Consider the following 10,400-nt stretch of genomic DNA (forward strand, 5'->3'; position numbering starts at 1 on the left):
GTGTTACAATCTTAACTAATAACGGGGGAAACGTTATGAATACTAATTTAATTAAGGGAAGTGGAGTTTTGAATCAGACGGACTATACCTCTGCTACGGTTCTTTCAACCGCCGCTAATTTTATTATGAATAGGCAAGAACCTTTTACACATACCTTCCGGACTTATATTCGTTTACGGGAAAACGGCCCGTTGCAGCTGAAATTTTGGCATAGCAATGCGGTGGATTCCACCTGGGACCAAGGGCTTGAAGCTTCGGGCAGTGAACCTGGGGGCAGTTGGGTCATCGAATCGGCTTTTATCGCTGATGGGGGCACTGAGCCAAACGGAGCTATTCTTGAGCATACACAACATGCTGTCACCTTTGAAGGCAATGTCTCCAAGTCAGTAGCAGCTGGTGAATGCTTCTGGAGTGATGAGACAAGCATTCATCTACCCGATGGCCATTACTTAGCGTTTACATGGACGATTAAGACAACTACTGCGGGCAAATCCATTCCTTTCAACGTAGAAGGGATGCTGGCAACCGCTTATGATGCGCCCGGAAATCTGGCTGCACAGGAATCAGCCGATGGATTTACAGAATCCGACAAGCTTCTGGTACTGCCAAGCTATATCGGGTATAAGAAAGCTGTGAATAAGAAGCTAGTATTTTTGGGAGATTCGATTACTCAAGGTGTGCGGACATTAAAGGACGGATACGAATATTGGGCAGCGAGAATTGCGGATGGTCTTGGTGCAGAGATTGGCGTATGGAATCTCGGCTCAGGCTGGGCTAGAGCGTATGATGTGGCTGCGGATGGCCCTTGGCTTCACAAAGCTAAACAGAGTGATGAACTGATGATTGTCCTCGGCGTAAATGATATTGATATTGGCTGCCGCTCTGCAGATGAGTTACTTGGTGATCTGACAACTATTATTGCTAAGATCAAAACAGCAAATGCTGATGCTAGTATTATTCTAAGTACGGTGCCGCCGTTTAATTTTCAGGAGGCAAGAGAAGAAACTTGGCGTAGAGTGAATCATGAAATCCTGACTAACCCACCCGCTGGAGTAGACCGTGTGTTTGATATAGCAAGCCTATTATCGTTGCCTGCACCAGACGATCACCGGATCAGACGGGAATATATGAGTGGACAAGACGACCCGCATCCGAACGGCATAGCCGGTAAGACGGTTGCGGACGCCTTTTTAAACTGGTATTGATCAACTCTTAAATGTGTCCCGGTAGTCCTTAGGTGAAGATCCAACCTGCTTCTTAAACACTTTGCTGAAATATTTAACATCATGAAAACCGACCATTTCGGAGATTTGGGCCAGCTTCAGACGAGGATTCTGCAATAGCAGTTTAGCTTTATCTATTCGAATATTAACAATAAAGTCGGAGAAGTTAATTCCGTATTCCTGTTTGAATCGGCGGGAAATATATTCACGGCTAACAAAAAACTTTCCGGCCACTTCCTGTAAGGACAGGTCGGAAGCGTAATTAAGCTCGATGTATTTGACGATATCATGCATCGGATTACGTTCTTTAGCTTGTTTCAGGGCGATTACTTCGGCGAGCTCCTGCATTAGGGTATACGACCAGTCACGCCAAGCGAATAAAGAGAACGAGTAACCGTTCGTAAAAGGAGCTGGGTGAAGCTGGTCGGCCTGTTCAAGCTCGGCCAGTGCGCCTTCAGCTTCAGGGCCTAACATTTCCCGAACCAGCTGGGAACGAAATAGTAGAGCATCATTTTTCCATGCGTTTAGGATTTCTGGTGTCACAACCCCGCCTCGGCTAAGCTCATCTACCCAGTGCTGCGCAGCTGTTGATAATATCTCTGGACTTCCGCTGATGACTGCCATCTTCCAATCTTCCTTGACGTCCGCAAAGTTCGTTGTTGATACATTACCGCGGACCTCTGCTTTGGCGATCTCTTTACGATCTCTGAATTCTTCGGAGGAAGAGGAGAAATGGCAGTAATCCTCATGAATTAATAAGTTTCGGCGCTGTAATGCCTCTGCCACCTCTGCACGCTGATAAGGTAACTGCTTAGGTAGGTTGCCGATGCTGCTGATTCCAAAATGCATTCGGACCTGCAGGGTAGAGTAGATGCCATGATTGATTCGGCCTATTAGCTCGACCACAGAGGTCTGAATATCCCACAGAATAATCGCAATCTCCGGAGGACCTCCCCAATAACGAAAAGCAACACCCTTATGCGGACTGTGCAAAAATTCATTACAAATATTGACGATAGCGTAGTTCATTAGCTCGGTGTCTCCGCCAAAACGTTTAATCAACGGATTGTTCCCCGCATCTGTCTGCACCAATATTAACCGAGCGGAATGGATGTTTTCCGGAATGATACCATCACTGCATAACCTCCGCAAAGATAATTCAGAATTGATCGGATCATCAATTAGTGCGGATAATAGCTTTTCCCCATAAATGGGTTTGAACTCATTAAGCTGAATACTCTGTTTCTGCCGCTCGCTTCGGTCATCTTCTTCTGAGCGCCAGGCTGCAACTGCTTTAGCTACCGCTACATTGATTGCCTCGGCTTCGATGGGCTTCAGGATATAATCAATCCCCCCATGCCGCACAGTCTGCCGTACGAACTCAAAATCATTATGTCCGCTGACTACAATAAACTTAGTGTTGCCGGCGAATTCATTCACCCAGGTCATTAACTCTATCCCATTACCTGATTCCATCATCATATCCATAATGACTAATGCTGGTTTAACCTGCCGGATGATCTCGATGGCTTCATTTCCGTTTCCGGCTTCCAGAATTTCATCTATTTGATGGGCGTCCCAGTCGACAAGCAGTCTGACTGCCTTTCTAACTCTTGCCTCGTCATCAACAATCAACGCCTTCATATCTTTTCACGCTCCGCTATAATTTCAATTTCCAATTTCACTACTACTCCGCCCGCTCTAAGGTTATCAACAGTTAAAGTGGCACTATCTCCGCACACAAACTTGAGTCGAGCCAGAACGTTCGGCAGACCAATACCTGATCCTGTAGCTTCCTTGGTTTGCTCTGTATTTCTTAATAAATCTATATCTGTTCTAGTAGGATGCTGTAGCTTCTGCTTTAAAAGATCTAACGTCGCTGAAGGGATCGCATTTCCGTTATTTTGGATACAGATTTCCATCCGGTTGTCATCCACTCTTGCTGCGGTGATTTCAATGAATCCGTCACTGCGGGAAAGATTAAAGCCGTGTTTGAAATAATTTTCGACAATAGGCTGTAAAATCATTTTCGGCATAAACGTCTCTAAAAGTGATTCCTCCATATCGTAGCGGAAACTGAACTTATTTTCAAAACGTTCCTTTTGCAGTTCAATGTAGGCTTTGACATGATCCAGCTCATCCTTAACAGTTACGATCTTCTCCTCATTGTACATGCTGTAGCGCATCATTTTAGCTAGAGCTGAAAGAAGTGAGTAAATTTGGGGCACTTTAAGCTCTAAGGCCAGCGTGCCAATGATCTGCAACGTGTTATTCAGAAAATGCGGGTTGATTTGTGCTTGCAGTGCCCGCAGTTCATTGGTTTTATTGGACAATTCCAGCTTGTACTCTCTTAAAATCAGGTTGTTGATCGTGTCCATCATACTGCGGAATCGCTCGGTAACCACGCCAATCTCATCTTTGCCCATAGGTTGAATTTCTACATCAAGATTACCGGTCTGTACCTGATTCATGTAACGAGTCAACTGCTTGATCGGAGCTGTGATTCGAAAAGAGATCAGGGTCGTTAACGTGGCAATTGTAATCAAAAGTAGAACAAGGAGGATTATATTGATCGCTGCCGCCTCGTTGGCTTCCCGGAACAGATAGGACGTTGGAATCTGCTTCACGAGAGTCCAATTTAAACCTTGGGTTTCGATTCTTTGGTAAATAAACACAGCATCTTCTTCTTCAAAATACCCTTGCGAGCTTTGATTCGCGGCGATTTGCTTGTTGTACCAAGAAGCGTGTAGGCGTTTGCCGTATTCCTCACTGTTGCTTCCGTATACAATCCTGCCATCGCCATCCAGCAGCCAAATGTTCTCCTGCTTCTGATCATATAACTGGCTGACGATGTCGGTAAGAGCCGTTAGCTTAACATCGATCGACAGGAAGCCGAGTGGAGTGGTAGTTGGAATCCTTTCAATTCGTCTATGCAATGTGAACACAGGCTCCGGTATGAGTTGCGGGATAGGTGAAGTTAGGCCATAGCTGTGGCTTATATGTGTACTTTGTATAAATACAGGAGAACTGCTAGTGATCTCTGAGTCGGCATAAGGGGGGATACCCTGCCAACGTTTGGGTGTATTTTGGGTGAGCAAAGTGGCTTTTCTATCCTTGACACCGTAAAGATACACCTGGGATATATCTGGCATGGATGAAGAAATGTAATTTAGAGAAGAATAAATTCGTGTATTTGCTGCCATATCCTCGTATCCCGCTTCGAGCAGTCTGTAGAAATCTGAATCTGAATAGACAATAAGGGAGAGACGATTGATCTCCTGAATCAGACTTTCGATGTTTCTATTGCCTTGAAAGAGGAGGTTCGTATTCTCATCTACTGCCCTTGTTCTTAGGGATTGAGTGCTATAGTGATAGCTAATAAACATGGTGGCCATAATACAGATTAACGTTGGTAGTAGGATAAAAACGATCAATTTTGTGCGAATCGTGTTCCATTTCATCGAAATTTGTCACATCCGATCAATATTTTACACCTGAAAGATCACTTTAGTAGGTGTGAGGTACCCTGAAAAAAACAGATAATATGTGTATAAAGCATAAACAAGTAAGTGAGCAAAAGAAAGGGGGGGGCAATAAATGCGCGGCACTAAGTTGTCCCAGTTAGGTCAACAGCTTTTTTTCGTTGGTCCGGCAGTTTTGTTTTTTACCTTAATAACGATTATCCCATTTTTGATGGGGATGTATTACTCTTTCACAGATTGGAACGGTGTATCCGGTAACGTAAGTTGGGTCGGATTTCAAAACTTTTCCACTATTTTCTCAAATGACCCTGACTTCTGGTCTTCCTTTTGGTTCACGGTAAGATTTACGGTGTTAGGTGTGATTTTGACTAACGTGGTAGGCTTCTTCTTAGCTTATCTGTTAACTAAACCTTTAAAGACACGTAACATGCTTCGGACTATTTTCTTTATGCCGAACGTGATCGGGGGATTGTTGCTTGGTTTCATCTGGCAATTTATCTTCATCAAAGGGTTCGCCACTATGGGCGACCTTACAGGATGGTCCTTCTTTAATCTTCCTTGGCTCGGTGATGCCACAACAGGATTCTGGGCGATTGTAATGGTCTTTGTTTGGCAGTCTTCTGGTTATCTAATGGTTATCTACATTGCCTCGTTGAGTAACGTATCTAAAGAAGTACTAGAAGCGGCTGATATTGATGGTGCTTCCCGTTGGCAGGTGCTACGCAATATCGTAGTTCCACTAATTATGCCTGCTGTAACTATCGGATTATTCTTGGCCATTTCCTGGTCATTCAAAATGTTTGACCTTAACTTGTCCTTGACGAAGGGCGGACCGTTCAAATCGACGGAATCCGTTGCTATGAATATTTACAATGAAGCCTTCCTGAACAATCGTTACGGGCTGGGTACTGCAAAAGCGCTGCTGTTCTTTGTAATTGTAGCCATCATTACTCTGATTCAGGTCCGTATCACGAAGAGCAAGGAGGTTGAAGCGTAATGAAACCTACAGAAAAAAAGAGATGGAATATTGGCACGGAAGTGATAATGATCCTACTGGCCCTGCTCTTTCTCTCTCCATTCTATTTCTTGCTCGCGAACTCGGTGAAATCCTTCGGTGAAATTCTGAGTGATGCGGCAAGCTGGCCAAAAGTATTTATGTGGTCGAACTATTCAACCGCTTGGAAATTAGCCCGTTTCGGTGAAGCATTCCGAAACTCGGTTATTATCACAGTGATCAGTGTTATTCTAATCTCTCTGTTCAGTGCGATGGCATCCTATCGTATGGTTCGGGCGAATACGAAATTCAATCAGTTCTTGCTGCTTATCTTTGTAGCGGCAATGGTAGTTCCGTTTCAAACGATTATGATTCCAATTCTGAAGGTCGTAAATGTTATTGGAGTAAACAACTCTTTCCTTGGTTTGATTATCACGAATCTAGGGATCAGTGTTCCGATGGCGATCTTCCTGTTCCACGGCTTTATCAAGTCCGTTCCTCTTGAAATTGAAGAGGCGGCTACAGTAGATGGATGTAATCCTATTACCGTGTTCTTCCGTATTGTGCTTCCTTTGCTGAAGCCAATGGTGATGACAACAATCGTGCTAAACGCACTTGGAATATGGAATGACTATCTGTTGCCATCCTTGATTCTTCAGGCACCAGAGCTTCGGACCATTCCACTGGCGACTTTCTCCTTCTTTGGTCAATACACCAAACAATGGGATATGGCACTTCCGGCTCTCGTAATCGGGGTCGCACCAATTATCATTTTCTACCTGTTTATGCAACGTTACATTGTTGAGGGAATAGCGGCTGGCTCGGTGAAAGGTTAACACCGAGCCCTCCGTTCCAAATATTTTTTAAGCAGTCCACTATTTTAAGGGGGAATATATAATGAAGAAGAAACACTCCGCAGTTGCTCTATCAGCAGTAATGGCAATGAGCTTAGCTCTAACGGCATGTGGTGGTAATAATAACGCTTCTAGTAACTCACAAAATGGAAGCGCTGGCACAAATTCAGGTGAAGTGAAGACTGTTAAGATCTTCCAATTCAAAACTGAAATCGTAGAAGGCCTCAATGAGCTTAAGGTTGAATTCGAAAAAGAATACCCTAACATCAAGCTGGATATCCAAACAGTTGGTGGTGGTGCGGACTACGCAGCAGCATTGAAAACTAAATTCGCTTCCGGCGATGCGCCTGATATTTTTTCCAATGGTGGATATGCAGAAATGGAACTTTGGGGAGACAAGATGGAAGATCTGTCCGACCAACCTTGGGTAAAAGATCTGATTCCTATGGCTGCAGAGCCTATGACTAAAGATGGCAAAGTATACGGTATGGCAATGAACCTTGAGGGTATCGGTATTGTGTATAACAAGGACTTGTTCGCTAAAGCGGGAATCACTGAAACTCCAAAAACATTGTCACAGCTTGAAGAAGCAGCTAAAAAGCTGCAAGCTATCGACGTAACTCCTTTTGGTAATGCATATCAGGAATGGTGGCTGCTAGGTAACCAAGGGATCAGCGTAGCCTTTGCACAACAAGATAATGTAGATGAATTCATCAAAGGTTTGAATGAAGGAACTGGTACAATTGTAGGCAATAAAACGTTTGAAGAGTGGAGTAAGTATCTCAAACTGACTTTACAATATGGACAAAAGAATCCTTTGACCACAGATGCTAACACTCACCTGGCAATGTTCGCAAAAGGTGAAACTGCAATGATGCAAGAAGGTAACTGGGCACAAACTCTTGTTGATAACATCACACCTGATATGAACATTGGTATGTTCCCTATGCCAATCAATGAAGATGCTGAGAAGAATGACAAAATGACTGTTGGTATCCCTGCGAACCTTGTAGTCAACAAAGAATCCGGTTCTAAAGAAGAAGCAAAAACTTTCTTGAACTGGTTGGTAACTTCCGATATGGGTAAAGAGTACATCGTTAAAAAATGGAAATTCATCCCTGCGTTGTCCACAATCGAAGCAACACCTGAAGACATCGGTATGCTTGGAGCAGACGTATGGAACTATGTAAAAGAAAACAAAGTTTATGGCCTGCAATCCTCCAAATTCCCTGATGGTGTAACGCAAGAATTTGCCAGCGTGATCCAACAGTTCATCGCTGACAAGGTTGACGTTAACGGCTGGATGACTGGTATGCAAGCTGCATGGGACAAGCTTAAAAAATAAGTGAAGCACATTATAGAGAAGATTTAATGGATATTAGTGGTTAACAGAAGCGCTCTCCGTATACCTCATCAATTTGAGACGGGGAGCGCTTTTTTTGGGAAACAGGGCTGAATATCAAGGGATGGGGAGAAGCGCCAATGAAACGATATGATCATGTTCAGATGGGTGTGGACTATTACCCGGAGCATTGGGATGAATCCATGTGGGAACCAGATATCAAGTTGATGAAAGAAACAGGTGTTAAAGTAGCCCGGGTTGCTGAGTTCGCATGGAGCCGACTGGAGCCTACTGAGGGGAACTACCAGTTCGAGTGGCTGGACCGTGCGCTGGACCTTTTTCATCAATATGATCTGCAGGTTGTGATGGGTACGCCAACAGCTACACCGCCAAGATGGTTAACGACGAAATTTCCGGATGTGCTTCCGGTGTTTGCTGATGGAGAGACCTTTCACCCGGGGGTACGTGGTCACCGCTGCTATAACAGCACATCGCTGCGTGAGTATGGCAGCCGTATTATTCTGCGTCTTGCCGAGCGTTACAGTGAACACCCGGCTGTCATAGGCTGGCAGACTGATAATGAATTTGGCATGTTGGATTGTCATTGTGACGCTTGTAATACTGCTTTTCGAGCATGGGTGCAAGCTAAATACGGAACACTGGCTGAGGTCAATGCAGAATGGGGAACCGTTGTTTGGAGCGGGGAGTACAGCGATTGGAATGAGCTTACCGTGCCGTTGGGCGGATCACCTCATCAGAATCCATCTTTTCTGCTGGACTTTCAGCGGTTTCAGTGGGATTCGGTGGTAGCGTTTCAGACAGCACAGATCAATATTTTGCGTATGATATGTCCAGAGCATTTCATAACCCATAACTTTCACAGCTATCCGCAGCGTCTCGATATGTACGCAGTGGGTGCAGATCTGGACGTGGCTGCGTTTGATTATTATCCGAATACTTCGCCAACCAAACAAGAGACGACACCTTATAGCGGAGCACTTTCATTGGACGTAACCCGTGGCATCAAACGCCAAAACTTCTGGATCATGGAGCAGCTGAGTGGATCTCCGGGTTGTTGGATGCCGATGTGGCGAACTCCTTATCCAGGACTGATTCGTGCCTATGCATGGCAGGCGATTGCTAGAGGTGCGGATACTGTTGTTCATTTTCGCTGGAGAAGTGCAACTTCAGGAGCGGAACAATTCTGGCACGGGCTGATTGATCACAGCAATGTTCCCGGACGCAGATTAGCCGAGTTCACGCAGCTATGTCATGAGCTTAATGGGCTGAGCGGCAAGCTCCAAGGAACGATGCTGAAAAACGAAGTGGCTATCCTCCATTCTCATGAAGAGAAGGCTGCGCTGGATATTCAGCCGCAGGCAGAGGGCTTTGATTATTATGAGAACATTAAGCAGATTCACCGGGCGGTGACCAAGCTTGGCATGGGCTGCGATGTTATCGACCTCAGACAACCGCTTGATGGATACAAAGTAGTAATCGCTCCAAATTTATATTTGCTGGATGAGGAGATCGTACGTCATCTAGAGGATTTTGCCCTCGCTGGCGGGACCTTGCTGATCACCAACCGTAGTGGCGTCAAAAATATAAACAACATCGCAGTCATGCAACCGCTGCCTGGGCAGCTGAGCTATTGTACCGGCGTTGAAGTGCTGGAGTATGATCCGATTGGCGTTGAAACACATGTCATCGTGGATGCGGAGGGTAACTCATATGAATGTACGCAGTGGTGCGACATCCTTCGACCTGTAGTGGCCCAGCCAATTGCCTGGTATGGTGATGATTTCTATCGCGGCACACCCGCTGTAACTGTTAATTCCTTCGGCAAAGGTCAGGTTTATTACTTCGGAACCCATGCGGAAGAGCGATACTGGTCAGTTCTATTGGAGAACGTGGCTAAGGAAAAAGGGTTGTTACGCTTTGAAGGATTGCCAAACGGAGTACAAGCCTCCGTGCGGACTGGAGATCAGGGAAGCTTCTTGTTCCTGCTTAACCTGAGCCGCGAGTCGGTGATCGTTCCGTTGCCACGAGAATACAGCAGCCTGCTGGATAATAAGATTCGATCGGGAGAACTCCAGCTCGAGCCGTATGGCGTTGAGCTGCTGGAGATTTGAGTAGTTTTGAGTAAAAAATTATTAGAGTGGGTTTGAGAGTGTGGCAGGAGATGGGAAAGTGGAGTGGGGAATGAGTGGAGTAGGATGAAGTGAGGTTGGTGAAGATGGACTGAGGGATGTGTGGAGTAGGATGAAGTGAGGTTGGTGAAGATGGACTGAGGGATGTGTGGAGTAGGGTGAAGTGAGGGGTGGTGAAGATGGAGTGAGGGATGTGTGGAGTAAGGGAAGAGCGGTGTAGGGGAATGTGTGGAGTAGGGAATAGTGAAGTAAGTGGAAGTGTGGAGTAAAAAATGAGTGGATTAGGGGATGGAGAAACTTCAACAGAAGTACAACAGAAGTACAACAGAAGTACAACAGAAAATAGTTGCACTTC

Annotated in this window: 7 protein-coding genes; 5 read left to right on the plus strand and 2 right to left on the minus strand. The window is 45.2% G+C overall.

The genetic code is table 11. The features are described 5' to 3' along the window. Positions 1 to 35: 35 nt before the first annotated feature. Positions 36 to 1,205: an SGNH/GDSL hydrolase family protein gene (locus MHH60_RS31265; protein WP_076137736.1), complete on the plus strand. Its 1,170-nt coding sequence runs from the start codon at positions 36 to 38 to the stop codon at positions 1,203 to 1,205. Here the strand turns inward: MHH60_RS31265 and MHH60_RS31270 are convergent, their stop codons facing one another. Both MHH60_RS31270 and MHH60_RS31275 read right to left on the minus strand, forming a co-directional pair. Continuing rightward, positions 1,206 to 2,867 carry a response regulator transcription factor gene (locus MHH60_RS31270; RefSeq protein ID WP_076137734.1) on the minus strand — a complete coding sequence of 554 codons (1,662 nt, stop codon included), beginning with the start codon at positions 2,865 to 2,867 and terminating at the stop codon, positions 1,206 to 1,208. Further along, a complete protein-coding gene (locus MHH60_RS31275; protein WP_076137732.1) occupies positions 2,864 to 4,684 on the minus strand; it encodes a cache domain-containing sensor histidine kinase in 1,821 nt (606 codons plus the stop codon). The genes MHH60_RS31270 and MHH60_RS31275 overlap by 4 nt, the downstream gene beginning before the upstream one ends. 136 nt (positions 4,685 to 4,820) lie before the next feature. On the opposite strand from MHH60_RS31275, the gene MHH60_RS31280 reads away from it, so the two are divergent. From MHH60_RS31280 to MHH60_RS31295, 4 genes are all read left to right on the plus strand, one after another. Then, entirely contained in the window at positions 4,821 to 5,702 is an 882-nt protein-coding gene (locus MHH60_RS31280; RefSeq protein ID WP_036680772.1) for a carbohydrate ABC transporter permease, read from the plus strand. Next, positions 5,702 to 6,535, plus strand: coding sequence for a carbohydrate ABC transporter permease (locus MHH60_RS31285; RefSeq protein WP_036680774.1), 834 nt, complete (start codon positions 5,702 to 5,704; stop codon positions 6,533 to 6,535). Before MHH60_RS31280 ends, MHH60_RS31285 begins: the two co-directional genes overlap by 1 nt. Before the next feature lie 61 nt (positions 6,536 to 6,596). Continuing rightward, positions 6,597 to 7,898: an ABC transporter substrate-binding protein gene (locus MHH60_RS31290; protein ID WP_094902687.1), complete on the plus strand. Its 1,302-nt coding sequence runs from the start codon at positions 6,597 to 6,599 to the stop codon at positions 7,896 to 7,898. A gap of 137 nt (positions 7,899 to 8,035) precedes the next feature. After that, positions 8,036 to 10,027 (plus strand): beta-galactosidase, encoded by a 1,992-nt coding sequence (locus tag MHH60_RS31295; RefSeq protein WP_076137730.1) that lies wholly within the window; start codon positions 8,036 to 8,038, stop codon positions 10,025 to 10,027. The last annotated feature ends 373 nt before the right edge of the window (positions 10,028 to 10,400 follow it).

Source organism: Paenibacillus sp. FSL H7-0716 (assembly GCF_038002705.1).
Taxonomy (GTDB): domain Bacteria; phylum Bacillota; class Bacilli; order Paenibacillales; family Paenibacillaceae; genus Paenibacillus_AQ; species Paenibacillus_AQ odorifer.

Excerpts from the sequence above, each read along its gene's own strand:
- MHH60_RS31265 (WP_076137736.1), top strand. The coding sequence starts at position 36 with ATGAATACTAATTTAATTAAGGGAAGTGGAGTTTTGAATCAGACGGAC.
- MHH60_RS31275 (WP_076137732.1), bottom strand. The coding sequence starts at position 4,684 with ATGAAATGGAACACGATTCGCACAAAATTGATCGTTTTTATCCTACTA.
- MHH60_RS31285 (WP_036680774.1), top strand. The coding sequence starts at position 5,702 with ATGAAACCTACAGAAAAAAAGAGATGGAATATTGGCACGGAAGTGATA.
- MHH60_RS31270 (WP_076137734.1), bottom strand. The coding sequence starts at position 2,867 with ATGAAGGCGTTGATTGTTGATGACGAGGCAAGAGTTAGAAAGGCAGTC.
- MHH60_RS31280 (WP_036680772.1), top strand. The coding sequence starts at position 4,821 with ATGCGCGGCACTAAGTTGTCCCAGTTAGGTCAACAGCTTTTTTTCGTT.
- MHH60_RS31290 (WP_094902687.1), top strand. The coding sequence starts at position 6,597 with ATGAAGAAGAAACACTCCGCAGTTGCTCTATCAGCAGTAATGGCAATG.
- MHH60_RS31295 (WP_076137730.1), top strand. The coding sequence starts at position 8,036 with ATGAAACGATATGATCATGTTCAGATGGGTGTGGACTATTACCCGGAG.